The following is a 25,176-nucleotide window of genomic DNA, read 5'->3' as shown; positions in this document are numbered from 1 at the left end:
TCAGCGCCCGTAGCGCTCACGCCCCCATTGCAAGGTGGCTTCCAACAGGCAGCGCAAGACCGACTGGGTGGGTTGTGCCAGTTGCTCGCGATAGGTGAAAGGCTCCACTTCATCCATGTAGGTGCTCTGCGCCAGCTCCAGTTGCACCGCATGGATGTCGTTCGCCGGATCGCCGTAATGCCGGGTGATATGCCCACCCTTGAACCGGCCATTGAGCACATGGCTGTAGCCCTGCGCCTCAGCGCATACGCCCTCCAGCCGTCGAGCCAGCTCCGGGTCGCAACTTGCACCGTTGAAGGTACCGAGGTTGAAGTCCGGCAGCTTGCCGTCGAACAGGTGTGGAATCAGCGAGCGGATCGAATGGGCATCCCACAACAGAGCGTAGCCGAAGTGCTCGCGCAGACGCTCCAGCTCGTTGCGAATGGTGTCGTGGTAAGGGCGCCAGATCTGCTCCAGGTACTGTTTGCGCTGCTCGCCAGTCGGTTCCAGCCCGTCCTTGAACAGCGGCTCGCCCTCGAACAACGTGGCCGGGTACAGACCGGTGGTGGCACCGGCATACAGTGGCTTGTCGTCATCCGGCCGGTTGAGGTCAATGACGAAACGCGAATACTCCGCCGCCACCACGCTGGCGCCCAGGTCGCGGGCGAAGTCATACAGGCGCGGGATGTGCCAGTCGGTGTCCGGCAGGCTCCGCGCCTGGTCCACCAGGCCATCGCGCACCGCGTCGGTCAAGCCCAGCCCGGCATGGGGCATGCTGATCAGCAGCGGCAGACGGCCCTGGTGAAAACTCAATACCTTGTCCATATGCCCTCGCTCAATTGGATATCTCATGGCCCAGGCGCACCACGCGCTTGGGCAGGTCGCCGCCGAGCCAGTAGCTGAGGTCGGCGGGGCGTTCGATCTGCCAGGCAATGAAGTCCGCGACCTTGCCCTCTTCCAGCGAGCCATGGCTATCGCCCAGGCCCAGCGCCGTGGCGGCGTGCACGGTGACACCGGCCAAAGCCTCCTCCGGGGTCATGCGGAAACAGGTGCAACCCATGTTCAGCATCAGGCGCAGCGACAGCCCCGGCGAAGTGCCGGGGTTGAGGTCGCTGGCCAGGGCGATCTTCACCCCATGCCGACGCAAGGCATCCATCGGCGGCAACTGGGTTTCGCGCAGGAAGTAGAACGCCCCCGGCAGCAGCACCGCCACCGTGCCGGCCTCGGCCATGGCGATGGCGTCCTCTTCGGTCATGAACTCCAGGTGATCGGCCGACAGTGCGTGGTAACGCGCCGCCAGGCTCGAACCGTGCAGCGACGACAGTTGCTCGGCGTGCAGTTTCACCGGCAGTCCCAACTCACGAGCCTTGATGAATACCCGCTCGACCTGGGCCGGGGAAAAGGCCAGGTGCTCGCAGAAGGCATCCACCGCGTCCACCAGGCCCTCGGCAGCCAATGCCGGGAGCATGACGTTGCAGATATGGGCGATGTAGTCGTCAGCCCGCCCCGCAAATTCCGGCGGCATGGCATGGGCCGCCAGGCAGGTGCTGCGCACGGTCACGGGCAGTTCCTCGCCCAGGCGCCGGGCGACACGCAACATCTTGCGCTCGCTCTCGAGGTCCAGGCCGTAGCCGGACTTGATCTCGATCGTGGTCACGCCGTCGCGCATCAGCGCCTGGACGCGCTGACGGGCACTGGCCAACAGCTCGTCCTCGCTGGCGGCACGGGTAGCCCGCACGGTGCTGGCGATGCCGCCGCCCTGGGCCGCGATCTCGGCATAGCTGACGCCTTGCAGGCGCTGCTCGAACTCGCCGCTGCGGTTGCCGCCGAACACCGCGTGGGTGTGGCAGTCGATCAACCCCGGGGTAACCCAGGCACCGCCGAGGTCGACGATGCGATCGGCCGCCACTGGCGGCACCTCGTCACGCGGGCCGATCCATTCGATCAGGCCTGCACTGGTGACGATCGCCGCATCCTCGATGATCGAGTAGCGGCCCTCGGCCATGGTTGCCGCATGGCAGTGCTGCCAGAGGGTTCTCATCAGGATCTCCTTTTAAGACTCAGCGGTGCAGCTCGGCAGGCTCGCGAACCGGCTCGCCATCGCCTGCGCGCGGCTTGCACCACAGCAGGTAGGAAGCCACCAGGAACACGACCCAGATAACGCCGACGATCAATGCCGCCTGGGTATCCGGGAAGTAACCCAGCACACCGAAGATGAACAACATGAACGCAATGGCCATCGCCGGGCCATAGGGCCAGAACGGTACGGGGAACTTGAGCTGGGCGACTTGTTCGCGGCTCATGCTGCGACGCATGGCTACCTGGGTGACCAGGATCATCAGCCACACCCATACGGTAGCGAAGGTAGCGATCGACGCGATCAGCAGGAACACGTTCTCCGGGATCAGGTAGTTGAGCAGCACGCCGACCAGCAGCGCCGCGCCCATCACCACCACGGTCATCCACGGCACGCCGTGCCTGGACAGCTTGCCAAAGCCACGCGGCGCCTGGCCGTGCTGGGACAGGCCGTACATCATCCGGCCAGCGCCGAAGATGTCGCTGTTGATCGCGGAAATGGCTGCCGAAATCACCACGATGTTAAGCACCGCCGCCGCCGAGCCAATCCCCAGGTTGCTGAAGATCTGCACGAACGGGCTGCCCTGGCTGCCGATCTGCGGCCAGGGGTACAGGCACATCAGCACAAACAGGGTCAGCACGTAGAACAGCAGGATGCGCAGCGGCACGGCGTTGATCGCTTTCGGGATCACGCGTTGCGGGTCTTTCGCCTCACCTGCGGTGACGCCGATGATCTCGATGCCGCCAAAGGCGAACATCACCACCGCGAACGAGGCGATCAGGCCACTGACGCCATTGGGCATGAAGCCACCATGTTCGAACAGGTTGCTCACCCCGACCGCATGCCCGCTGCCCACCTGGCTGAAGCCGAAGGCCATGATGCCGAGACCTGCGAGGATCATCGCGACGATGGCGCCGACCTTGAGCAGCGACAGCCAGAACTCCATCTCGCCGAACACCCGTACGTTGCACAGGTTCAGGCCACCGATCAGGAAGACGATACCGAGTACCCAGATCCAGCGTGCCACTTCGGGGAACCAGAAGCCCATGTAGATCCCGAAGGCCGTGACGTCGGCGATGGCGACGATGACCATCTCGAAGGCGTAGGTCCAGCCGAGGATGAAGCCGGCCATGGGGCCGAGGTAGGTGCTGGCGTAGTGACCGAAAGAGCCGGACACCGGATTGTGCACGGCCATTTCGCCGAGGGCGCGCATGACCATGAATACTGCGGCGCCGCCGATCAGGTAGGCCAGCAGCACGGCCGGGCCGGCCATCTGGATGGCCGAGGCCGAACCGTAGAAAAGCCCGGTACCGATTGCCGAACCGAGCGCCATGAAACGGATGTGCCGGGCCGATAGCCCGCGCTTGAGACCTTGAGCTTGTTGCATGTCACGTCCTTATTGTTGTTCTGGTCGTGATATCGGGATGGGGTCTGCTGCGCAGCCCAATCGCCGGCAAGCCGGTTCCCACACAAGCAGTTGTGGGAGCCGGCTTGCCGGCGATGGGCCGCAAAGCGGCCCCCGAGGGCGTTACAGGCTTGGCAGGACGCCCACCGGCAGCAGCCCGGTCAGCGTGCCTTTGGCCAGCAACGCGGCAGCCGCCTCGATATCCGGCGAGAAGAAACGGTCGCGGTCATAGTGCGGCACTTCGCGACGCAGCGCCTGGCGCGCCTGTTCCAGCTTGACCGAGGTCTTCAGGCCCTTGCGCAGGTCCAGGCCCTGGCAGGCACCCAGCCATTCGATGGCCAGCACGCCACGGGTGTTCTCGGCCATTTCCCACAGACGCTTGCCGGCGGCCGGGGCCATCGACACATGGTCTTCCTGGTTGGCCGAAGTCGGCAGGCTGTCGACGCTGTGCGGGTGCGACAGCGCCTTGTTCTCGCTGGCCAGGGCGGCAGCGGTGACCTGGGCGATCATGAAGCCGGAGTTCACACCACCGTTTTCCACCAGGAACGGTGGCAGCTGGGACATGTGCTTGTCCATCATCAGCGAGATGCGGCGCTCGCTCAGCGAGCCGATCTCGGCGATGGCCAGGGCCAGGTTGTCGGCAGCCATGGCCACGGGTTCTGCGTGGAAGTTGCCACCGGAGATCACGTCGCCCTCGGCGGCGAACACCAGCGGGTTGTCCGACACGGCGTTGGCTTCGATACCCAGCACTTCGGCGGCCTGGCGGATCTGGGTCAGGCAGGCGCCCATGACTTGCGGCTGGCAGCGCAGGGAGTACGGGTCCTGGACCTTGTCGCAGTTCTTGTGCGACAGCGAGACTTCGCTGGAGTCGCCCAGCAGGTCGCGGAAGCAGGCAGCGGTGTCGATCTGGCCACGCTGGCCGCGCACTTCATGGATGCGCGCATCGAACGGCGAGCGCGAACCCAGCGCCGCCTCGACGCTCAGGCCGCCACAGGCGATGGCCGCGGCGTACAGGTCTTCGGCCTGGAACAGGCCACGCAGGGCATAGGCGGTGGAGGCCTGGGTGCCGTTGAGCAGGGCCAGGCCCTCTTTCGCGGCCAGGGTCAGTGGCTCCAGGCCGGCGACGGCCAGGGCTTCGGTGGCAGGCAACCATTGGCCCTTGTAACGGGCCTTGCCTTCGCCCAGCAGCACCAGCGACATGTGCGCCAGCGGCGCGAGGTCGCCGGAGGCGCCGACCGAACCTTTGAGCGGGATGTGCGGATAGACTTCGGCGTTGACCAGGCCGATCAGCGCATCGATGACTTTGCGGCGGATGCCGGAGAAGCCACGGCTGAGGCTGTTGATCTTGAGCACCATGATCAGCCGCACCAGGTCGTCGTCCAGCGGCGCGCCGATACCGGCGGCGTGGGACAGCACCAGCGAGCGCTGCAGGTTTTCCAGGTCGTGGCTGGCGATGCGGGTCGAGGCCAGCAGGCCGAAACCGGTGTTGATGCCGTAGGCGGTGCGGTCTTCGGCGATGATCTGCTCGACGCAGGCGACGCTGGCGTCGATGGCGGGCGCGGCGCTGGCATCGAGCTGCAGGCGCACGGGCGCGGCGTGGATGGCGCGCAGCTGGGCCAGGGTCAGGGTGCCGGGCTTGAGGGTCAATTCGGTCACTTCGCTACTCCAATCGCATGGGGGCCATGGCCCCCTTCTTGTTGTTCAGTATCACCCGTGAAGGGTGCGATCCAAAGCGCGGCGATCAGCCGGTGATCATCGGCAGGTCCAGGCCCTGCTCCTTGGCGCAGTCGATGGCGATCTGGTAGCCGGCGTCGGCGTGGCGCATCACGCCGGTGCCCGGGTCGTTGGTCAGTACGCGGGCGATACGCTCGGCGGCCTCATCGGTACCGTCGCAGACGATGACCATGCCCGAATGCTGGGAGAAGCCCATGCCCACGCCACCGCCGTGGTGCAGCGAAACCCAGGTGGCGCCGCCTGCGGTGTTGAGCAGGGCATTGAGCAGCGGCCAGTCGGAGACCGCGTCGGAGCCGTCGCGCATGGCTTCGGTTTCGCGGTTGGGGCTGGATACCGAGCCCGAGTCCAGGTGGTCACGGCCGATGACGACGGGTGCCGACAGCTCGCCGCTGCGCACCATTTCGTTGAACGCCAGGCCCAGCTTGGCGCGCAGGCCCAGGCCGACCCAGCAGATACGCGCCGGCAGGCCCTGGAAGCTGATGCGCTCGCGGGCCATGTCCAGCCAGCGGTGCAGGTGAGCGTCGTCGGGGATCAGTTCCTTGACCTTGGCGTCGGTCTTGTAGATGTCTTCGGCATCGCCGGACAGCGCGGCCCAGCGGAATGGGCCGACGCCGCGGCAGAACAGCGGGCGGATGTACGCCGGGACGAAGCCCGGGAAGTCGAAGGCGTTGGCCACGCCCTCTTCCTTGGCCATCTGCCGGATGTTGTTGCCGTAGTCGAAGGTCGGGATGCCCTGCTTCTGGAAGTCGAGCATGGCTTGTACATGTACGGCCATCGACTGTTTGGCGGCCTTGACCACACCTGCCGGGTCGGTCACAGCACGGTCGCGGTACTGCTCCCAGGTCCAGCCAGCCGGCAGGTAGCCGTTGAGCGGGTCGTGGGCGCTGGTCTGGTCGGTGACCATGTCCGGGCGCACGCCACGCTTGACCAGCTCTGGCAGGATTTCGGCGGCGTTGCCGTGCAGGGCGATGGAGATGGCCTTGCCTTCGGCGGTGTACTTGGCGATGCGCGCCAGGGCGTCGTCCAGGTCAGTGGCCTGCTCGTCGACGTAGCGGGTCTCGAGGCGGAAGTCGATGCGGCTCTGCTGGCACTCGATGTTCAGCGAGCAGGCGCCGGCAAGTGTTGCCGCCAGTGGCTGGGCGCCGCCCATGCCGCCCAGGCCCGCGGTCAGTACCCACTTGCCCTTGAGGCTGCCGTTGTAGTGCTGGCGGCCGGCCTCGACGAAGGTTTCATAGGTGCCCTGGACGATGCCCTGGCTGCCGATGTAGATCCAGCTGCCGGCGGTCATCTGGCCGTACATGGCCAGACCCTTGGCATCCAGTTCGTTGAAGTGTTCCCAGTTGGCCCAGTGCGGTACCAGGTTGGAGTTGGCGATCAGCACGCGCGGGGCGTTGCTGTGGGTCTTGAACACGCCGACCGGCTTGCCCGACTGCACCAGCAGGGTTTCGTCGTCTTCCAGGCGGGTCAGGGTCTCGACGATCTTGTCGTAGCACTCCCAGTTGCGCGCGGCGCGGCCAATGCCGCCGTACACCACCAGCTCTTTCGGGTTTTCGGCGACCTGCGGGTCGAGGTTGTTCATCAGCATGCGCAGCGGAGCTTCGGTGAGCCAGCTCTTGGCGGTCAGCTTGTTGCCACGCGGGGCACGGATTTCTACGTCACGGTACTTGTTGTTGTCAGTCACGGGGATGTCCTCTGCGGTCGTCCGACGGCATGTGTGTGTCGTGGTGACTATACAAACACACCTTTACTTGTATGTACAAGCATAGGCAACCAAAAAAGAGTGACCATTCCTCGGATGAAAAACGAAAAAGGGGCCGCTACGCGACCCATCGCTGGCAAGCCAGCTCCCACTGGGTTCACTTGGCCCATGTGGGAGCTGGCTTGCCAGCGATGGGGCGCGCAGCAGCCCCTTTCAGCGATGACAGATCAGTGTGAAATCAGCTCGATCAGGCAGAATCGCCCCTGTACATCCATTTCCAGCAACCCTTCATTGCCATCGACACGCAGGCAGTCATAGCGCCCAAGCTGCTGCGCGTCCTCCCCAGCCAGCCCCACCTCGACATGGGTGCTGGCGGCGAACAGCAGCACCGTCGACGCCGAGCTGAACAGCCGGCTACTGCCATCGAACCACTGCAACCGTGCCCGATACCGCTGCGGCGCATAGATCAGGTTGAAATCGCGAATCGCCCCGCCCAGCAGCTTGCAGCTCACCTGGCTTTCACCACTGAAGGCGAAGGCGTCGAACGGCAGCAACGGCCGGCTGGCCTGGCCATCGACCAGCAGGCGCATGCCATCGCCCTGCAACACGGTAATGATCCGCTGATACCCGGCGAAGCTGGAAAAACCACCGGACTCCTCGATATCGGCGATCGACAGGCGCCAGCCGAAACCGTCCAGGCTGTCGCCTGCGTCGCGGGTGATTTCTTCGGTGAAACCGCCACCGTTTTTCCAGGGCATGCGCGGATAATCCTGGGCACGCAACAGCTGCAACTGGGTCATTTGCTGAATCGTCCTTCCAGACGGTGACGGGAACCGGGGTGGATCAGGCGCGCAGCGGTGACCGGCTGGCGTCCCGACCAGGTGCGACGGCGGATCAACAGGCACGGCTCGCCCCGCTCGATCTGCAGCAGCTTGCATTCTTCAGGTTCGGCAAGGATCGCCTCGACCACGTGCTCGCCTTCAGTGAGCGGCGCCACCTGCGACAGGTAGGCGTAGGGCGTCTGCCGGGTGAAATCCTGCTTGAGGTAATCCGGTGCAATGGCGGCGTTGACGTAGCGGTCCTCGATCTGCACCGGCACGCCATTTTCGTAATGCACGATCAGCGAGTGGAAGACCCGCTGGCCTTCGCGCATGTCCAAGGCCAGGGCGCGCTCGGAGCCGGCGGCTTCCTCGGCGAGCTTGATCACCTGGCAGCTATGCTGGTGGCCACGCCCAGCGATCTCGTCGGCGATGTTGTTGACCTCGAACAGCGCCGAGCGGCTCTTGGGTTCGGCGACGAAGGTGCCGACGCCCTGCATGCGCACCAGCAGGCCTTCGGCGGTGAGTTCGCGCAGGGCACGGTTGATGGTCATGCGGCTGAAGCCCAGCTCGCTGACCAGTTCGCTTTCCGATGGCACCCGGTGATGAGGCGGCCAGCTGCCGCTCTCGATCTGCTGGATGATCATCTGTTTCACCCGGGCGTAGAGCGGCGCCGGCCCTTCGCCCATCTGGGCAACCAGCGCGGAGACAGGAAGTGTCGGCACGGCGTTGAATCCTTGTGCGGTTGGAGTGAACGGTAGCTTGCCGGAGTTTACCCGGCAGGCAAACGGCTGTATATGTATATACAAGTTAACAATAACAGGATTTCACCGATGCCCGCCTACTTCGCCGAACGCGCCCTGCTCCCTTCGGGCTGGGCCCGCAATGTCCGCCTGGAGGTCGCCGCCGATGGTCGGCTGGCCGCGATCATGGCCGATGCCGACGCCGAGGGCGCCGAGCGCCTGGGCGGGCCGCTGCTGCCGGGCATGCCCAACCTGCACTCGCACGCATTCCAGCGGGCCATGGCGGGGCTGGCGGAAGTGGCCGGCAATCCCAACGACAGCTTCTGGACCTGGCGCGAGCTGATGTACCGCCTGGTCGGCCGTATCACGCCGGAACAACTGCAAGTGATCGCGCGCCAGCTGTATATCGAGATGCTCAAGGCCGGCTACACCTCGGTGGCCGAGTTCCACTATGTGCACCATGACCAGAACGGCCAGGCCTATGCCGACCCTACCGAATTGTCACGGCGCATCAGCGCCGCCGCCGCCGCCAGCGGCATCGGCCTGACTCTGCTGCCGGTCCTGTACAGCCATGCCGGCTTCGGCGGCCAGGCGCCCAATGACGGCCAACGGCGCTTCATCAACTCAACCGAACAATACCTGCAACTGCAACAGCAGCTAGCACCATTGCTGACACAACAGCCGGCGCAGGCACTGGGACTGTGCTTCCACTCGCTACGTGCCGTGACACCGGGACAGATCGCCGATGTGCTCGGTGCCAGCGACAAATCCTGCCCGATCCATATCCACATTGCCGAGCAACAGAAGGAAGTCGATGACTGCCTGGCCTGGAGCGGCCGCCGCCCGCTGCAATGGCTGTACGAGCATGTCGATGTCGATCAGCGCTGGTGCCTGGTCCACGCCACCCACGCCGAAGCCGACGAAGTCGCCGCCATGGCCCGCAGTGGCGCGGTGGCCGGGTTGTGCCTGACCACAGAGGCGAATTTGGGTGACGGCATCTTCCCGGCGGTGGACTATCTGGCCCAGGGCGGGCGGATGGGTATCGGCTCGGACAGCCATGTGTCCTTGAGCGTGGTCGAGGAACTGCGCTGGCTGGAGTACGGCCAGCGCCTGCGTGATCAGCGGCGCAATCGCCTGTATCGCGCCGATCAGCCGATGGTTGGGCGAACCTTGTACGACGCCGCGCTGCTGGGCGGTGCCCAGGCGCTGGGGCAGCCGATCGGCGAGCTGGCCGTGGGCAGGCGGGCGGACTGGTTGGTTCTCGACGGGCAGGATCCGTATCTGGCCGTGGCCGACGGCGATGCCATTCTCAACCGCTGGTTGTTCGCGGGTTCTGATCGCCAGGTGCGCGATGTGATGGTCAACGGGCAGTGGGTGGTGCGCCAAGGGCGGCATGAACAGGAGGAGCAAAGCGCGGCAGCGTTTGTACAAGTGCTGCGACAGTTGCTGGACTGACAGTCGAAACATCGCGGGGCCCGCTCCCACTGGTACGTGTGGGGAGCGGGTTTGCCCCGCGATGGCGTCCTCAATGCCGGGCGACGATGCTCTTGTCGGGCGTGCGCCAGATCAGGCGGCTGGTATCAAAGCCCTGCTGCCGCGCCTTGGCCAGCAAGTTTTCACGCTCCCACGCCGGCAACGAAGGCGTACGCGAAAGAATCCACAGGTACTTGCGATCCGGGCTGCCGACGATCGCCGTGCGATAGCGCTCGTCGACGAACAGGATCCAGTAGTCCCCCTTGGCCACCCCGGGCACCAGGCGGGTGAACCAATTGTCGAACTCCACCCACAGCTTGTCGGTGTGGCCCGCCTGCTGCGGCGTGGCATGGCCCTCGGCACGCAGCCATTCATCCCCCAGGGTACGGCAACGGTTCAGCACACCGACCGTGCCATCGGGCTTGAGGTTGTAATGGGCCTCGGACTGGGCGCAACCGTCCTGGTACTTCATTGGCAGGCGCGCCAGCTCGAACCATTTGCCCTGGTAACGCTTGAGGTCGACCGCACCTGCGGTCTTCGGCGCCAGCGGGTCGGTGGCCGAGGTGGCGCAGCCACCCAGCAGCATCACCAGGCACACGCCCAGCAGCAGGTGCAGGTGCCTCATTTGAGGCCCTGCCCGGAATACATCAGGACCTTGTCCGCCGCGTACTGCACGCTGATGAAGCTCTTCTCGTCACCCCAGGTGCAGCTGCTCATGCCCAGCGCGCCGGAACACTCCTTGGGCGTGCCGAGCAACTGCTCGACCTCGGCCTTGTTCATGCCGGCCTTGAGCTTGGAATAGTTTTCCTGGTTGATCTTGCTGCAAGCGGTCAGGACGACGCACAAGGACAACAGGGCGAGGGAACGCAACGACATGAAGGGACACTCCTGGAGATGGATACACAGGCACGAGGGCCCGCAGGGAGCTTAGAAGGGAAAAAGGCTCCTCGGTTCCCTGGCCGACGAGGTTTCGTTGTGCACCGTTGGTCGCCTGGCGCGCAAACGATTAATGTTTTATCCCGGTGAGTCGACATAGATCGGTGGTGTGGCCTTTTGCCGCACCCCTCCCCTTCGTGCCCGTGCGCAGATTCCAAGAAAAATGACCAAGAACCTCAAGTTCAGCCACAAGATCCTGCTGGCCGCCGCCCTGGTGGTGGCCGTCGCCTTCACTTGCTTCGTCCTGTTCAATGACTACCGACAGCGTCAGTCGCTGCGTAGCGACACCGAGTCGACGCTGCAATCGCTGGGCAACCTCACCGCCGGCAACATCCGCACCTGGCTCGACAGCCGCATCCAGTTGGTGAACTCGGTGGCCCAGCAGATTGCCGTCGACGGTCCCGCCAAGAGCAGCCTCGAGCGCATCCTGGCGCTGCCGGTGTACGGCAGCAACTTCATCCTCACCTACTTCGGCGGCCAGGACGGCAGCATGCAGTCGGTGCCGGTGGGCAACCGCGCCTCCGACTACGACCCGCGCGTGCGCGGTTGGTACAAGGCGGCCAGCGCAGCGGGCCAGACCATCGTCACCGAACCGTACATCTCGGTATCGGCCGGCAAGCTGGTAATTACCCTGGCCACTCCGGTGCAACAGGGCGGGCGCATGATCGGCGTCAGCGGTGTCGACACCGACCTGCAGACCATCAGCAACCTGATCAACACCCTGGACTTCGGCGGCCACGGGCACGCCTTCATCGTCAACAGCGAGGGCAAGGTGCTCATCCACCCCAAGGGCGAACTGGCGCTCAAGCCCCTGGCGGAGGTCTACCCTGGCAGCAACCTGCGCATCGGCAGCGGCCTGAAGGAAGTGGAAGTCGAGGGTCGCAAACAGTTCATCAGCTTCACCCACGTCGATGGCGTGCCGTCGGCGGACTGGTACGTGGCGCTGGTGCTGGACCAGGAAGCGGCCTTCGCCATGCTCGGCGAACTGCGCACTTCGGCCGTGGTGGCGACACTGATCGCGGTGGTGGTGATCATCGCCCTGCTCGGCTTGCTGATCCGCGTGCTGATGGAACCGCTGCACGTCATGGGCCGCGCCATGCGCGACATCGCCGAGGGCGAAGGCGACCTGACCCGGCGCCTGGCCATCCACGCCCAGGACGAGTTCGGCAGCCTCGCGCAGTCGTTCAACCGCTTCGTCGAGCGGATCCACGAATCGATCCGCGAAGTGGCCTCGGCCACCGGCCAGGTGAATGCCGTGGCCGGCCAGGTGGTCAGCGCCTCGAACGCCTCGATCCACAACGCCGACCAGCAGTCCAGCCGCACCAGCAGTGTTGCCGCGGCGATCAACCAGCTCGGCGCCGCCGCCCAGGAAATTGCCCAGAACGCCGCCCTCGCCTCGCAGCACTCCAGCGCCGCCCGCGGCCTGGCCGAGGAAGGCCAGCAAGTGGTCGGCGAGACCATCGATGTGATGAACCAGCTATCGGCGCGCATCAGCGATGCCAGCGGCAACATCGAGACCCTGAATAATCACACGGCCAACATTGGTCAGATCCTCGATGTGATCAGCGGCATTTCGCAGCAGACCAACCTGCTGGCGCTCAACGCGGCCATCGAGGCAGCCCGTGCCGGCGAAGCCGGGCGCGGTTTCGCGGTGGTGGCCGACGAGGTGCGCAACCTGGCACACCGCACCCAGGACTCGGCACAGCAGGTGCAGCGCCTGATCGAGGAGCTGCAGGCCGGGGCCCAGGTAGCCGTGAGCACCATGAACCAGAGCCAGCAGCACAGCGACCGCAGCGTCGGCATCGCCAACCAGGCCGGCGAACGCCTGGGCAGTGTCACCCAGCGCATCGGCGAGATCGATGGCATGAACCAGTCGGTGGCCACCGCCACCGAAGAGCAGACGGCCGTGGTCGAGTCGATCAATGTCGACATCACCGAGATCAATACGCTGAACCAGGAAGGGGTGCAGAACCTGCAGAGCACCTTGCGTGCCTGCACCGACCTGGAGCATCAGGTCGAGCGGTTGAAGCATCTGGTGGGTAGTTTCAGGATCTGAGATGGCTGGGGCCGCTTCGCGGCCCATCGCTGGCAAGCCAGCTCCCACAGGGATAGCGCCAGATCCGAGGGCAGCGCTTATCCTGTGGGAGCTGGCTTGCCAGCGATAGGGCTGCAAAGCAGCCCCACTGGCACTAGAACCTGGACCCAGGCTCCAGCAGGAAGTCCATCTCTTCACTGGTGCTCGGGCGGTTCAGCACCAGGTTGCGGTGCGGGAAGCGCCCGAAGCGGGCGATCACCCGCTGGTGCTGCTCGGCATAGTCGAGGAAGCCTTCGAACAACCGGCGGTTGGCCTCGGGCTGCTCGTCCAGCAAGGTCTGGTAACGCTCGACGCACAGGTTTTGCCAGTCCAGCACCTCGGCGTGCTCCAGTACCAGCAGCACGAATACCCGCTGGATCGGCAGCAGCTGGTAGTCCCAGCCCTTCTGCAACCCCTGCATGGCCACTACCTGGGCACGTCGGTCACCCTCGAAGGCACGCGGCGTGTCGCGATAGATCATGCGCGGCAGCTGATCCAGCAGCAGCACCAGACCGAGCCAGCCCTGGGGGCTCTGCTGCCACTCGTCGAGCCCGCCCGCCAGGGCTTGCTCGACCAGGTCGCCGAACAGCGCCTGGGCATCGGCGTCGTGATGCTTGCCGAACCACAGCGTGTTCTTCTCGTCAGCCACGGCCTGGGCACTCGTGCCCCAACCGAACCACCACTCCAGCAACGGCTGCCAAGGTGCGAGCATGACTTACTCCTTGTGGTAGGCGGTGACGCGCTCGACCTCTTCCTTCGAGCCGAGGATCACCGACACGCGCTGGTGCAGGCTCTCCGGCTTGATGTCGAGGATACGCTCGTAACCGTTGGTGGAAGCGCCGCCGGCCTGCTCGATGATGAACGACATCGGGTTGGCTTCGTACATCAGGCGCAGCTTGCCCGGCTTGCTCGGCTCGCGGGCATCGCGTGGGTACATGAACAGGCCGCCACGGGTCAGGATGCGGTGCACGTCGGCCACCATCGAGGCGATCCAGCGCATGTTGTAGTTCTTTTTCAGCGGACCGGTCTCGCCGGCCAGCAGCTCGCCCACGTAGCGTTGCACCGGAGCTTCCCAGTGGCGCTGGTTGGACATGTTGATGGCGAACTCGGCGGTGGTGGCCGGTACCTGGATGTTTTCGTGGGTCAGGACGAAGCTGCCCAGCTCGCGGTCCAGGGTGAAGCCCTTGACGCCGTTGCCCAGGGTCAGGATCAGCATGGTCTGCGGGCCGTAGATGGCGTAACCGGCGGCGACCTGCTGGGTACCTGGCTGCAGGAATGCATTCTCGTTCAGGGTTTCGTTCTGGCTCAGGTATTCGTTCGGGCAACGCAGCACCGAGAAGATGGTGCCGACCGAGACGTTGACGTCGATGTTCGACGAACCATCCAGCGGGTCGAAGACCAGCAGGTAGGCGCCTTTGGGGTACTTGCCCGGGATCTGGTAGGCATTGTCCATCTCTTCGGAGGCCATGCCGGCCAGGTGACCGCCCCACTCGTTGGCTTCGAGCAGGATGTCGTTGGAAATCACGTCGAGCTTCTTCTGCACCTCGCCCTGCACGTTCTCGGTGCCCATGCTGCCCAGCACGCCGCCCAGGGCGCCCTTGGACACGTGGTGGCTGATCTCCTTGCACGCACGCGCCACCACTTCGATCAGGAAGCGCAGATCGGCAGGGGTATTGTTGCTGCGGGTCTGCTCAATCAGATAGCGACTCAGGGTAACGCGGGACATGTATGGCTCCGAAAAGGAAAGGGGGAGAAAAACCCCCGCAGTTTACAGGGAGAGTGACGGGCTAGCGAGCAAAGAGACTCGTGTGGCAGATCAGAGGGCTCATTGGGCTTTGAGTTCACGCAGCTTGTCGATTAGGGCTGCTGCGTAGCCCATCGCCGGCAAGCCGGCTCCCACAGAGTTTGGCGGTGCTGTGGATCTTTGTGGGAGCCGGCTTGCCGGCGATGGGCCGCAAAGCGGCCCCGATGTGCTAATCCAAGGCCTTCCAGATCTCGGTCGCATACTCGCGAATGGTCCGGTCCGACGAGAACCAGCCCATCCGCGCCGTGTTCAGCACCGCCACGCGCCACCAGTCCTGTGGCGCGTGCCACAACTCCTCGACCCGCCGCTGGGCGTCCCAATAGGCATCGAAGTCGGCGCACACCAGGAAGCGGTCGTAGGCGATCAGCCCGTCCACCAACCCGGCATAGCGCGCTGGATCATCAGGCGAGAACACCCCGCTGCGAATCGCCTGCAGCACGTCGCCCAGACGATGTGAGGCGGCGATCGCCGACGCGGCGCCAAAGTCGCCGCTGCGTTTGCGCGCTTCCACCTGCTGCGCGGTCAGGCCGAAGATGAACATGTTCTCCGCCCCCACCTGCTCGCACATCTCGACGTTGGCGCCATCGAGGGTGCCGATGGTCAGTGCGCCATTGAGACCGAACTTCATGTTGCTGGTACCGGAGGCCTCATAACCTGCCGTGGAAATCTGCTCGGACAGATCCGCCGCCGGGATGATGCTTTCGGCCAGGCTGACGTTGTAGTTGGGCAGGAACACCACCTTGAGCAAGCCGCGCACGGTGGGGTCGTTGTTGACCACCCGGGCGATGTCGTTGGCCAGCTTGATGATCAGCTTGGCCTGGTGATAGCTGGCTGCCGCCTTGCCGGCGAAGATCTTCACCCGCGGCACCCAGTCGGTGCCCGGGTCGTTGCGGATGGCCTGGTACAGCGCCACGGTGTGCAGCAGGTTGAGCAACTGGCGCTTGTACTCGTGGATGCGCTTGACCTGCACGTCGAACAGCGCCTCGGGGTTGACCGTCACGCCGATCCGGTCCTGGATGATGCTGGCCAGGGCGCGCTTGCTGTGCAGGCGCTGGGCGGCGAACTGCTTGCGGAAGGTGGCCTTGTCGGCGAAGGGCGCCAGTGCCTTGAGCTTGCCTTCCGGGTCATCCAGCACATCCGGCCCCAGCGCCTCGACCAGCATCGCCGTGAGCGGCGGGTTGGCCTGGTAAAGCCAACGGCGGAAGGTGATGCCGTTGGTCTTGTTGTTGATCCGCTGCGGGTAGAGCTTGTGCAGCTCGGCGAACACCGTGCTTTTCATCAGCTTGCTGTGCAGCGCCGACACGCCGTTGACGCTGTGCGAGCCAAGGAACGCCAGGTTGCCCATGCGCACCCGGCGGCCATTGTCCTCCTCGATCAGCGACACCGCGCGCAGCACGTCGAAGTCGTGCAGGCCTTTGGCCCTCAGTGCGTCGATATGGTAGGCGTTGATCAGGTAGATGATCTGCATGTGCCGCGGCAGCATGCGCTCCATCAATGCCACCGGCCAGGTTTCCAGGGCTTCGGGCAACAAGGTGTGGTTGGTGTAGGCCAGGGTGCCGACGGTCAGCGCCCACGCTTTGTCCCAGGGGATTTCGTGCTGGTCGACCAGCAGGCGCATCAGCTCGGCCACCGCAATCGACGGGTGGGTGTCGTTGAGCTGGATGGCCGCGGCATCCGGCAGGTTGAGCAGGTCCTTGTGCATGTTCAGGTGGCGCCGCAGCAGGTCCTGCAGCGAGGCCGAAACGAAGAAGTACTCCTGGCGCAGGCGCAGCTCCTGGCCTGCCTCGGTGCTGTCGGCCGGGTACAGCACCCGCGAGATGCTTTCGGCGCGGGCCACCTCGGCCACCGCGCCCAGGTGATCACCGGCATTGAAGCGCTCCAGGTGCAGCTCCTCCAGCGCCCGGGCACGCCACAGGCGCAGGGTATTGACGCTGGAGCCGCGCCAGCCGACCACCGGCGTGTCGTAGGCCACCGCCCGCACCGTCTCGCCCGGCCACCAGACCTGCCGCTGTTGGCCATTGCCTTCCTGCACGGTCTCGACGCTGCCGCCAAAACTGATCGGGTAGATCACCTCCGCCCGTTCGAACTCCCAGGGGTTGCCGAAATCCAGCCAGTTCTCGGTCTGTTCCTGCTGCCAACCATCGACTACCGCCTGGCGGAACAACCCGTGCTCGTAGCGAATGCCATAGCCATGGGCGGCAATACCCAGGGTCGACATGCTCTCCATGAAGCACGCCGCCAGGCGCCCGAGGCCACCGTTGCCCAGCGCCGCGTCAGGCTCGAGCAGGCGGATACGCTCCAGGTCGACGTCCAGCCCTTCGAGGGCCTCGCGGGCGATCTCCAGGTAACCGAGGTTGCTCAGGCTGTCGTACAGCAGGCGGCCGATGAGAAATTCGAGGGAGAGGTAATACACCCGCTTCTGGCTACGGCGGTAGGCTTGGCGAGTGTGATCCATCCAGTGGTCGACCATATGGTCGCGGGCAGCCAGGGCAATGGCCTCGAACCAGTCGTGGTCGAAGGCGTGTTCCGGGTCCTTGCCGACCGCGTAGGTCAGCTTGGCCAGCACGGCGGCGCGGAACGCGGCCACCTCGTCGGTATGAGCTTTGGCCTCACGGGCCTTGTTTTCCTGGGACATGCGGCATCCTCGGGCAAGTAGGCGAAAGCGCAGGGAGAGTGTTCAGCCTAGACGCTCTGACACACAGCGACAGCGAGCGTTCGCGGTTTTCATCAACCACCAGGGGAATCGGGCAAAAGGTTGTTCACAAATTGAACAACTCCGGTATGATCGCGCGCCCCAAGACCGTGATTCACCCCATAACCATGAAAACGACCCTGATCGCCGCCGCCGAAGTCGACCGCCTGGAGACCTGGCAGCGCTATGCCAGCCATATGTGCGGTGGCTGCCACTCGACCTGTTGCACCCTGCCGGTGGAGGTGAAGATCAAGGATCTGATCCGCATTGGCGTGGTAGACGAATTCGAAAAAGACGAGCCGCCAAAGAACGTGGCCAAGCGCCTGCAGAAGGAAGGCATCATCGAGCGCTTCAACCAGAAATCGGGGATATTCACCCTGACCCGGATGAGCAACGATGACTGCATGTACCTGGATCGCAAGAGCCGCCTGTGCACCATCTACGACAAGCGCCCGGATACCTGCCGCAACCACCCCAAGGTCGGGCCGCGGCCGGGGTATTGCGCGTACAAGCCCAAAGTGGTCGGGCGTTGACGCTCTGCAATCAACCTCATAGAATCTGAGCCGTCTGGATATATACGGAGCTTTCCTTCTGGAAGGTGTCAAGACGCCGCCATCTGGTTCCGGCCGTGCCGGTTGAAGGGATCAATCCCTAAGGGCATCCGCGATACGACCCCCTTCATTGGGGGTTTCGTATTTCTGGGGGCTGGTCAGTGGCGCATGGGCCTGCGAACGGGCTCGTTCCTCAACTTTTTGAGCATCAGCAACCAGCCTTTGATCTTTTCATGTCGCTTGAAGCGGCTTTGGCTGCCCGCTGCATGGCGTGCATCCCGCACATAGGCACTCTCGACATAAATCCTGAGGCTTGTGGCGGCCTCACGACGCATATTGAAATACACCTCATAATGGCTGCCTTCCGGGAAGCCGAACTGATTGCCCTCCAACGTCAGCCAGTTACTGTGCCCGGTAAATAGGCATTGGCGGTCGGCCAGGTTGCACATGATGGCAGGCAGCTGCAACGACAGCCTATGTCGCGTCGGGCAGAACGCTCGGTAGATCCCTCGATGATCTATTACCAAACTGTCCAGACCGATGCTGTCGAAATCCAGCGCGAGCCCTTGTCGGGCACCGTGGCTCACGCAATGGCTTGAATACTCAAGGCGCAGCATCACCGCAATGGAGGGCTGCACGCCCGAACCCGGCAGTTGCACTTCATGAGAATGCGCACGCAGGTGCTGCAAGCACCATGGTTCGCCCGCTACCTCGATTGCTCCCACCGACAGATGCTCCCACCATCCCTTGCCTTTCATGCACACCTCAGCCACGCACCGAAGCGTCAGGCTAATGCTCGGGCAAAGCCCTGCCAAACCTGGTTCGTGAGCAAGTGCTTCAAGTGCAACATGCGGCAAAAGACACACAAACAAAAACGCCCCCGGCCTTTCGACCGGGGGCGTTTTCATTCAGCCTGAGCTAACTCAGTTCTTGGCTTTCTTGGCAGCGCGGGTACGCTCGCCTTCGTCCAGGATCTTCTTGCGCAGACGGATCGACTTCGGCGTGACTTCGCACAGCTCGTCGTCCTGGATGAACTCCAGGGCCTGTTCCAGGGTGTGGCGAACCGGCGGTACCAGGGCGATGACTTCGTCCTTGCCCGAAGCACGCATGTTGTCGAGCTTCTTGCCTTTGGTCGGGTTCACGCCCAGGTCGTTGTCGCGGCTGTTCAGGCCGATGATCTGACCGTTGTAGATCTCCTGGCCGTGCTCGACGAACAGCTTGCCGCGCGCCTGCAGGGTTTCCAGCGAGTAGGTCAGTGCCTTGCCGGTCTCGACCGAAACCAGTACGCCGTTCAGGCGGCCGGACATCTGGCCCGACTTCATGGTGTCGTAGCGATCGAAGATCGAGGTCAGGATGCCTGCACCGTTGGTCAGGGTCAGGAACTGGTTACGGAAACCGATCAGACCACGGGCTGGAATGTTGTATTCCAGGCGAACACGGCCCTTGCCATCCGGCACCATGTTGGTCAGGTCGCCTTTACGCAGACCCATTTCTTCCATGACCTTGCCCTGGGATTCTTCAGGGATGTCGATGGTGACGTTCTCGAACGGCTCCTGCTTGACGCCGTCGACTTCGCGGATGATCACTTCAGGACGGCCTACGGCCATCTCGAAGCCTTCACGGCGCATGGTTTCGATCAGAACGGACAGGTGCAGCTCACCACGGCCCGATACCTTGAACTTGTCAGGGGAATCGGTTTCCTGGACGCGCAGGGCAACGTTGTACAGCAGCTCCTTGTCCAGACGGTCCTTGATGTTACGGCTGGTGACGAACTTGCCTTCCTTGCCGCAGAACGGCGAGTCGTTGACCTGGAAGGTCATCGAGACGGTTGGCTCGTCGACGGTCAGCGGCTTCATCGCTTCTACCGCGTCCGGGGCGCACAGGGTGTCGGAGATGAACAGCTCGTCGAAACCGCTGATGCAGACGATGTCGCCAGCTTGGGCTTCTTCGACGTCGACGCGGTGCAGGCCGTGGTGGCCCATCAGCTTCAGAATACGGCCGTTACGCTTCTTGCCGTCGACATCGATGGCAACAACCGGGGTGTTCGGCTTGATGCGGCCACGGGCGATACGGCCAACACCGATAACACCGAGGAAGCTGTTGTAGTCCAGTGCCGAGATCTGCATCTGGAACGAGCCTTCACGGTCAACGTCCGGCGCCGGTACGTTGTCGACGATCGACTGGTACAGGGCGGTCATGTCTTCGCCCATGGCGGTGTGGTCGAGACCTGCGATGCCGTTCAGGGCCGAGGCGTAGACGACTTTGAAGTCCAGCTGTTCGTCGGTGGCGCCGAGGTTGTCGAACAGGTCGAAGATCTGGTCCAGAACCCAGTCAGGACGCGCGCCCGGACGGTCGACCTTGTTGATCACGACGATTGGCTTGAGGCCAGCTTCGAAAGCCTTCTTGGTCACGAAGCGGGTTTGCGGCATCGGGCCGTCCTGGGCGTCGACCAGCAGCAGCACGGAGTCGACCATCGACATTACACGCTCAACCTCGCCACCGAAGTCGGCGTGGCCGGGGGTGTCGACGATGTTGATGTGGTAGCCGTTCCAGTTGATGGCGGTGTTCTTCGCCAGAATGGTAATGCCGCGCTCTTTTTCCTGGTCGTTGGAGTCCATGACGCGCTCGTCGTTGAGCTCGTTACGCTCCAGGGTGCCGGACTGGCGCAGGAGTTTGTCGACCAGGGTGGTTTTACCATGGTCAACGTGGGCGATGATGGCGATGTTACGCAGATTTTCGATCACAACTGTATCTCGATCAGAGGATTCGGTTGCCGCCAGTGTAGGCGGCCAATATGTACGGTTTACGGCTCAGCAGGCCCGGTGGTCGGGAGGGCGATGGCGGATGCTGCCGCCATACAGCCCTGGCGTCTTATGTCGGACGATAAACACGCACATTGGCATGTCCCTCACTGAGCAGGTGGTGTGCGTGCAGACGGCTCATCACACCCTTGTCGCAATACAGCAAGTACTGGCGCGTGGGGTCCAGGTGCTTGAACTTGCTGTTGATGGCGTAGAACGGCATGGCCTGGACTTCGATGCCTTCCAGCACCAGAGGTTCGTCTTCCTGGGCGTCGGGGTGACGAATGTCGATGACGATCTGGCCTGGCAGCGCCTCGGCCACTTCCTCGATTTCGATGTCCTTGCCCAACTCGTCGATCACATGGTCGATGGAGATGAACTTGGCACGCTCCAAGGCGCGTTCCAGAACGGCCATGTCGAACTGCTTTTCTTCGTGCTCCATGCGGTGACGCTTGGCATGGGTAGTCGGGTTCACCGAGATCACGCCGCAATATTCGGGCATGTGCTTGGCGAAGTCGGCGGTACCGATTTCGGTGGCCTGGTCGATGATGTCCTGCTTGTGGCTGGCCAGCAGTGGGCGCAGCACCAGCTTGTCGGTGGCCGAGTCGATGATCGACAGGTTCGGCAAGGTCTGGCTCGACACCTGGGAGATCGCCTCGCCGGTGACCAGCGCGTCGATCTGCAGACGGTCGGCCATGTGCGCGGCGCCGCGCAGCATCATGCGCTTGAGGGTGACGCCCATGTAGCTGTTGTCGACCTTGTTGAGAATCTCGCCGACCACTTCCTCGAACGGCACGCTGATGAACAGCACGCGCTGGCTGCTGCCGTACTTCTTCCACAGGTAGTGGGCCACTTCCATCACGCCCAGCTCGTGGGCACGACCACCGAGGTTGAAGAAGCAGAAATGGGTCATCAGGCCGCGACGCATCATCTGGTATGCCGCCACGGTGGAGTCGAAGCCACCGGACATCAGTACCAGCGTCTGCTCCAGGGCGCCCAACGGGTAGCCGCCGATGCCGTTGTGCTGGTTGTGGATCACGTACAGGCGCTGGTCGCGGATCTCCATGCGCACCACGACTTCTGGTGTCTTCAGGTCGATGCCAGCTGCGCCGCACTGCTGGCGCAGCTGGCTGCCGACGTAGCGGTCGACGTCCATCGAGGTGAAGTCGTGGTGACCGCCGCGCTTGCAGCGTACCGAGAAGCGCTTGCCGGCCAGCAGGTGGCCGAAGTGGTGCTTGCACTTGGCGACGATGTCGTCGAAATCGCCCAGTGCATACTCCTCGACCTGCAGGAAGTGGGTGATACCCGGCGTGCAGGTCAGGCGCTCGATCATTTCGCGCTGGATCTTTTCGTCCTCGACGCGGGTGACCACCTCGAGATTGTCCCAGACACCATCAACCGCGAGCTCGGGATCAAGGTCCTTGAGCACGTTGCGGATGTTCTTGGCGAGCTGGCGGATGAAGCGCTTGCGCACCGGCCGGCTCTTGATGGTGATTTCTGGGAAGACTTTGACGATAAGTTTCATTGGTTTAACAGCGCGCCCAGGGCCTACCGAAAATGAGGGGCGCGAATTATAGCGGAAATTGCTCAGCTTTTGACCAACTTTTGATCAGAAGCTTTCAGAAAAATGTACGAGGTGGGATTTGCGGCGCCTGGGAGACCGAGCGCCGCCCGCGCGGCGCATCGCGGATAAATCCGCTCCTACATTTGTTGCAACGTGCCGAACCTGACAGGCCATGGTCGCCTGCCTTGGTGCATGTCTTGAGTCTTGCAAACCGGCTAACAACCATGGCCTCACAGGCTTGGCCACGTTGCAACAGATGTAGGAGCGGATTTATCCGCGATGCGCCGCGCGGGCGGCGCTCGATCTCGCAAACGCCACACAACTCAAGACGCGCACCACATTGGTGCGAAAAATCCAAATTCCGCCTCGTAAGAGTGCATTTATACCGGCCGCCAGCGCGCCAAATGCCCGCCAACGCCCTCTTTTATCCCACCCTCGCCATTTTCGGGCACTGGCATGCAATTTGCTCCCTTGTGAGGCAGGTAAGCTTGGCCGACTATCCGCGCCCAGCGACACCCTTATTTCCAGGGCAGCAGCCAACTGCGCCCTAGACCATCCGGAGGACAACATGTCGAAGTCGGTTCAACTCATCAAAGATCATGACGTCAAGTGGATTGATCTGCGTTTCACGGACACCAAAGGCATTCAGCATCACGTGACCATGCCGGCGCGCGATGGCCTGGACGAAGACTTCTTCGAAGTCGGCAAGATGTTCGACGGCTCCTCCATCGCTGGCTGGAAAGGCATCGAAGCCTCCGACATGATCCTGATGCCGGTTGACGAAACCGCCGTGCTGGACCCGTTCACCGAAGAACCGACCCTGATCATCACCTGCGACATCGTCGACCCGTCGAGCATGCAGGGCTACGATCGTGACCCGCGCGGCATCGCCAAGCGCGCCGAAGAGTACCTGAAGAGCACCGGCATCGGTGACACCGTGTTCGCAGGCCCAGAGCCTGAGTTCTTCATCTTCGACGAAGTGAAGTTCCACTCGGACATCTCCGGCTCGATGTTCAAGATCTTCTCCGAGCAAGGCTCGTGGATGACTGGCGCTGACGTGGAAGGCGGCAACAAAGGCCACCGTCCGGGCGTGAAAGGCGGCTACTTCCCGGTTCCGCCGTTCGACCACGACCACGAAATCCGCACCGCCATGTGCAACGCCCTGGAAGAAATGGGCCAGACCGTCGAAGTTCACCACCACGAAGTGGCAACTGCCGGCCAGAACGAAATCGGCGTCAAGTTCAACACCCTGGTGAAGAAAGCTGACGAAGTACAGGCCCTGAAATACGTCGTGCACAACGTTGCCGACGCCTATGGCCGTACCGCCACCTTCATGCCCAAGCCTCTGTACGGCGACAACGGCTCGGGCATGCACGTGCACATGTCGATCTGGAAAGACGGCAAGAACACCTTCTCCGGCGAAGGCTATGCCGGCCTGTCCGATACCGCCCTGTACTTCATCGGCGGCATCATCAAGCACGGCAAGGCCCTGAACGGCTTCACCAACCCGTCGACCAACTCCTACAAGCGTCTGGTCCCAGGTTTCGAAGCCCCGGTAATGCTGGCCTACTCGGCGCGCAACCGTTCCGCCTCGATCCGTATTCCTTACGTCGGCAGCCCGAAAGCCCGCCGTATCGAAGCACGCTTCCCGGACCCGTCGGCCAACCCGTACCTGGCCTTCGCGGCCTTGCTGATGGCAGGCCTGGACGGCATCCAGAACAAGATCCACCCAGGCGATGCCGCCGACAAGAACCTGTACGACCTGCCGCCTGAAGAGGCCAAGGAAATCCCGCAAGTCTGTGGCAGCCTGAAGGAAGCCCTGGAAGAGCTGGACAAAGGCCGTGCATTCCTGACCAAGGGCGGCGTGTTCTCCGACGACTTCATCGATGCCTTCATCGAGCTGAAGAGCGAAGAAGAGATCAAGGTCCGCACCTTCGTGCACCCGCTGGAATACGAGCTGTACTACAGCTGCTGATCTGATCGGCGCCTCGCGTCGGTGACATCAGGACGGCCTCCCTCGGGAGGCCGTTTCTTTTTCATACCCTCATCATCGGACAACACCTATTAGCCGCCGCAACGCCACAGGCGACACTCGAGGCTTAATTCCCAAGGAGATCGCCATGCGTGCCACCACCCTCGCCCTGACCTGCTGCTTCGCCCTATCCGGTTGTGCCTCCTCACCGAGCATCACGCCTACCCTGGATCAGTTGCTTGCCACCATCGATCGGCGCCTGGACCTGGCCGAAGCTGTCGCCCTGCACAAGTGGGATCACCAGCAACCCGTTCAGGCCAGCGCCCGCGAGCACCAGGTATTGCTCAGCGCACGCCAGGCCGCCGTCGCCCACCACTTGGATCCGGCACGCGTCGAGGCCTTTTTTGCCGACCAGATCGAAGCCAACAAGCTCCTGCAGTACCACCTGCTCGACACCTGGCATCGCGCCCGACAGGCACCAGCCCTTCCACGCCGCGACCTGGCCAACGAAGTGCGCCCTGAACTGGACCTGCTGTAGGAACAGCTGCTGAGCGCCCTCGCCCATTTTGACCAGACCCCGCCGAGCCAATGCGCCAACCACCTGGCCGACGCCCTGCAACAACGCACCCAGGACACAACCCGCCACCTCGCCCTGGTTCGCGCCAGCGCCCAGCTGTGCAAATTGCGCTGACCACCCTATGCTCCATATTGGTGCATGACTTGGCGACACGCCCCATCATGCAACCCAATTTGGTTCACAAGAATCGATAAACCAGGGCTTTCTGGCTCGAATTCGCGCAGTTCCAGGTGTTTATCCGGAATTTCCGCTTCTTTTCGGAGCCTTGGTTTGGTTC

At 63.3% G+C, this 25,176-nt stretch carries 20 protein-coding genes and 1 pseudogene; 6 read left to right on the top strand and 15 right to left on the bottom strand.

Annotation, left to right across the window (positions count from 1 at the left end):
• The 7 genes from hutG to hutC form a co-directional block, all read right to left on the bottom strand.
• On the bottom strand, nt 1–804 hold the full coding sequence (hutG, locus tag CCOS191_RS02280; protein ID WP_046853898.1) for an N-formylglutamate deformylase: 804 nt from the start codon (nt 802–804) through the stop codon (nt 1–3).
• A 10-nt stretch (nt 805–814) separates the two neighbouring features.
• Nucleotides 815–2,020, bottom strand: a complete 1,206-nt coding sequence (hutI, locus tag CCOS191_RS02275; protein ID WP_046853897.1) for an imidazolonepropionase — start codon at nt 2,018–2,020, stop codon at nt 815–817.
• 19 nt (nt 2,021–2,039) lie between these two features.
• Nucleotides 2,040–3,443, bottom strand: a complete 1,404-nt coding sequence (locus tag CCOS191_RS02270; RefSeq protein WP_046853896.1) for an amino acid permease — start codon at nt 3,441–3,443, stop codon at nt 2,040–2,042.
• 141 nt (nt 3,444–3,584) lie between these two features.
• Nucleotides 3,585–5,117, bottom strand: coding sequence for a histidine ammonia-lyase (hutH, locus tag CCOS191_RS02265; RefSeq protein WP_046853895.1), 1,533 nt, complete (start codon nt 5,115–5,117; stop codon nt 3,585–3,587).
• A gap of 85 nt (nt 5,118–5,202) precedes the next feature.
• Nucleotides 5,203–6,876, bottom strand: coding sequence for a urocanate hydratase (gene hutU / locus CCOS191_RS02260; RefSeq protein ID WP_038706939.1), 1,674 nt, complete (start codon nt 6,874–6,876; stop codon nt 5,203–5,205).
• A 245-nt stretch (nt 6,877–7,121) separates the two neighbouring features.
• Nucleotides 7,122–7,694 carry a HutD/Ves family protein gene (locus tag CCOS191_RS02255; RefSeq protein WP_046853894.1) on the bottom strand — a complete coding sequence of 191 codons (573 nt, stop codon included), beginning with the start codon at nt 7,692–7,694 and terminating at the stop codon, nt 7,122–7,124.
• Nucleotides 7,691–8,401, bottom strand: a complete 711-nt coding sequence (gene hutC, locus CCOS191_RS02250) for a histidine utilization repressor (RefSeq protein WP_167659468.1) — start codon at nt 8,399–8,401, stop codon at nt 7,691–7,693. The genes CCOS191_RS02255 and hutC overlap by 4 nt, the downstream gene beginning before the upstream one ends.
• Nucleotides 8,402–8,545: 144 nt before the next feature.
• Between hutC and CCOS191_RS02245 the strand changes: the two genes are divergently transcribed.
• Nucleotides 8,546–9,910 (top strand): formimidoylglutamate deiminase, encoded by a 1,365-nt coding sequence (locus CCOS191_RS02245; RefSeq protein ID WP_046853892.1) that lies wholly within the window; start codon nt 8,546–8,548, stop codon nt 9,908–9,910.
• A 70-nt stretch (nt 9,911–9,980) separates the two neighbouring features.
• On the opposite strand, the gene CCOS191_RS02240 is transcribed toward CCOS191_RS02245, so the two are convergent.
• Together CCOS191_RS02240 and bamE are read right to left on the bottom strand one after the other, a co-directional pair.
• Nucleotides 9,981–10,553 carry a lipocalin family protein gene (locus CCOS191_RS02240; protein ID WP_023631132.1) on the bottom strand — a complete coding sequence of 191 codons (573 nt, stop codon included), beginning with the start codon at nt 10,551–10,553 and terminating at the stop codon, nt 9,981–9,983.
• Nucleotides 10,550–10,804, bottom strand: coding sequence for an outer membrane protein assembly factor BamE domain-containing protein (bamE, locus tag CCOS191_RS02235; protein ID WP_011536093.1), 255 nt, complete (start codon nt 10,802–10,804; stop codon nt 10,550–10,552). The genes CCOS191_RS02240 and bamE overlap by 4 nt, the downstream gene beginning before the upstream one ends.
• A 223-nt stretch (nt 10,805–11,027) precedes the next feature.
• Between bamE and CCOS191_RS28625 the strand changes: the two are divergent.
• Together CCOS191_RS28625 and CCOS191_RS28620 are read left to right on the top strand one after the other, a co-directional pair.
• Nucleotides 11,028–12,065 (top strand): annotated as a pseudogene (locus CCOS191_RS28625) (cache domain-containing protein); the annotation flags it as partial.
• Between the two features lie 24 nt (nt 12,066–12,089).
• Nucleotides 12,090–12,920, top strand: coding sequence for a methyl-accepting chemotaxis protein (locus CCOS191_RS28620; protein ID WP_371926848.1), 831 nt, complete (start codon nt 12,090–12,092; stop codon nt 12,918–12,920).
• A 133-nt stretch (nt 12,921–13,053) separates the two neighbouring features.
• Here the strand turns inward: CCOS191_RS28620 and CCOS191_RS02225 are convergent, their stop codons facing one another.
• From CCOS191_RS02225 to CCOS191_RS02215, 3 genes are all read right to left on the bottom strand, one after another.
• Nucleotides 13,054–13,650: a DUF924 family protein gene (locus CCOS191_RS02225; RefSeq protein WP_046853890.1), complete on the bottom strand. Its 597-nt coding sequence runs from the start codon at nt 13,648–13,650 to the stop codon at nt 13,054–13,056.
• Between the two features lie 3 nt (nt 13,651–13,653).
• Nucleotides 13,654–14,664 carry a class 1 fructose-bisphosphatase gene (locus CCOS191_RS02220; RefSeq protein WP_038706942.1) on the bottom strand — a complete coding sequence of 337 codons (1,011 nt, stop codon included), beginning with the start codon at nt 14,662–14,664 and terminating at the stop codon, nt 13,654–13,656.
• 247 nt (nt 14,665–14,911) lie between these two features.
• Nucleotides 14,912–17,377: a glycogen/starch/alpha-glucan phosphorylase gene (locus tag CCOS191_RS02215; protein ID WP_046853889.1), complete on the bottom strand. Its 2,466-nt coding sequence runs from the start codon at nt 17,375–17,377 to the stop codon at nt 14,912–14,914.
• Between the two features lie 185 nt (nt 17,378–17,562).
• Between CCOS191_RS02215 and CCOS191_RS02210 the strand changes: the two genes are divergently transcribed.
• Complete coding sequence (locus CCOS191_RS02210; RefSeq protein ID WP_016712459.1) at nt 17,563–17,967, top strand: YkgJ family cysteine cluster protein; 405 nt, start codon at nt 17,563–17,565, stop codon at nt 17,965–17,967.
• A gap of 176 nt (nt 17,968–18,143) precedes the next feature.
• Here CCOS191_RS02210 and CCOS191_RS02205 read toward each other — a convergent pair whose 3' ends face one another.
• The 3 genes from CCOS191_RS02205 to thiI all read right to left on the bottom strand — a co-directional run bounded on the left by CCOS191_RS02205 (nt 18,144) and on the right by thiI (nt 22,311).
• The gene (locus CCOS191_RS02205; RefSeq protein ID WP_046857673.1) at nt 18,144–18,743 is read right to left on the bottom strand and encodes a hypothetical protein; all 600 of its coding nucleotides are present in this window, start codon (nt 18,741–18,743) and stop codon (nt 18,144–18,146) included.
• Nucleotides 18,744–18,908: 165 nt separating this feature from the next.
• Nucleotides 18,909–20,729, bottom strand: coding sequence for a translational GTPase TypA (typA, locus tag CCOS191_RS02200; RefSeq protein ID WP_046853888.1), 1,821 nt, complete (start codon nt 20,727–20,729; stop codon nt 18,909–18,911).
• Between the two features lie 127 nt (nt 20,730–20,856).
• Nucleotides 20,857–22,311 (bottom strand): tRNA uracil 4-sulfurtransferase ThiI, encoded by a 1,455-nt coding sequence (gene thiI, locus CCOS191_RS02195; protein ID WP_046853887.1) that lies wholly within the window; start codon nt 22,309–22,311, stop codon nt 20,857–20,859.
• Nucleotides 22,312–22,918: 607 nt separating this feature from the next.
• On the opposite strand from thiI, the gene glnA reads away from it, so the two are divergent.
• Nucleotides 22,919–24,325 (top strand): type I glutamate--ammonia ligase, encoded by a 1,407-nt coding sequence (glnA, locus tag CCOS191_RS02190; protein WP_023628815.1) that lies wholly within the window; start codon nt 22,919–22,921, stop codon nt 24,323–24,325.
• A 145-nt stretch (nt 24,326–24,470) separates the two neighbouring features.
• The gene (gene aroQ, locus CCOS191_RS02185) at nt 24,471–24,860 is read left to right on the top strand and encodes a gamma subclass chorismate mutase AroQ (RefSeq protein ID WP_231867466.1); all 390 of its coding nucleotides are present in this window, start codon (nt 24,471–24,473) and stop codon (nt 24,858–24,860) included.
• Nucleotides 24,861–25,176: the final 316 nt, after the last annotated feature.

The sequence above is a fragment of the Pseudomonas sp. CCOS 191 genome, from assembly GCF_001007005.1.
Lineage (GTDB): Bacteria > Pseudomonadota > Gammaproteobacteria > Pseudomonadales > Pseudomonadaceae > Aquipseudomonas > Aquipseudomonas soli.
This window is presented reverse-complemented; position numbering and strand designations above follow the sequence as displayed.

Bases quoted from the DNA above. Each gene is read 5' to 3' on its own strand.
- hutG (WP_046853898.1), bottom strand. From the start codon at position 804: ATGGACAAGGTATTGAGTTTTCACCAGGGCCGTCTGCCGCTGCTGATC.
- hutI (WP_046853897.1), bottom strand. From the start codon at position 2,020: ATGAGAACCCTCTGGCAGCACTGCCATGCGGCAACCATGGCCGAGGGC.
- CCOS191_RS02270 (WP_046853896.1), bottom strand. From the start codon at position 3,443: ATGCAACAAGCTCAAGGTCTCAAGCGCGGGCTATCGGCCCGGCACATC.
- CCOS191_RS02255 (WP_046853894.1), bottom strand. From the start codon at position 7,694: ATGACCCAGTTGCAGCTGTTGCGTGCCCAGGATTATCCGCGCATGCCC.
- hutC (WP_167659468.1), bottom strand. From the start codon at position 8,401: ATGGGCGAAGGGCCGGCGCCGCTCTACGCCCGGGTGAAACAGATGATC.
- CCOS191_RS02245 (WP_046853892.1), top strand. From the start codon at position 8,546: ATGCCCGCCTACTTCGCCGAACGCGCCCTGCTCCCTTCGGGCTGGGCC.
- CCOS191_RS02240 (WP_023631132.1), bottom strand. From the start codon at position 10,553: ATGAGGCACCTGCACCTGCTGCTGGGCGTGTGCCTGGTGATGCTGCTG.
- bamE (WP_011536093.1), bottom strand. From the start codon at position 10,804: ATGTCGTTGCGTTCCCTCGCCCTGTTGTCCTTGTGCGTCGTCCTGACC.
- CCOS191_RS02225 (WP_046853890.1), bottom strand. From the start codon at position 13,650: ATGCTCGCACCTTGGCAGCCGTTGCTGGAGTGGTGGTTCGGTTGGGGC.
- CCOS191_RS02220 (WP_038706942.1), bottom strand. From the start codon at position 14,664: ATGTCCCGCGTTACCCTGAGTCGCTATCTGATTGAGCAGACCCGCAGC.
- CCOS191_RS02215 (WP_046853889.1), bottom strand. From the start codon at position 17,377: ATGTCCCAGGAAAACAAGGCCCGTGAGGCCAAAGCTCATACCGACGAG.
- CCOS191_RS02210 (WP_016712459.1), top strand. From the start codon at position 17,563: ATGAAAACGACCCTGATCGCCGCCGCCGAAGTCGACCGCCTGGAGACC.
- CCOS191_RS02205 (WP_046857673.1), bottom strand. From the start codon at position 18,743: ATGAAAGGCAAGGGATGGTGGGAGCATCTGTCGGTGGGAGCAATCGAG.
- thiI (WP_046853887.1), bottom strand. From the start codon at position 22,311: ATGAAACTTATCGTCAAAGTCTTCCCAGAAATCACCATCAAGAGCCGG.
- glnA (WP_023628815.1), top strand. From the start codon at position 22,919: ATGTCGAAGTCGGTTCAACTCATCAAAGATCATGACGTCAAGTGGATT.
- aroQ (WP_231867466.1), top strand. From the start codon at position 24,471: ATGCGTGCCACCACCCTCGCCCTGACCTGCTGCTTCGCCCTATCCGGT.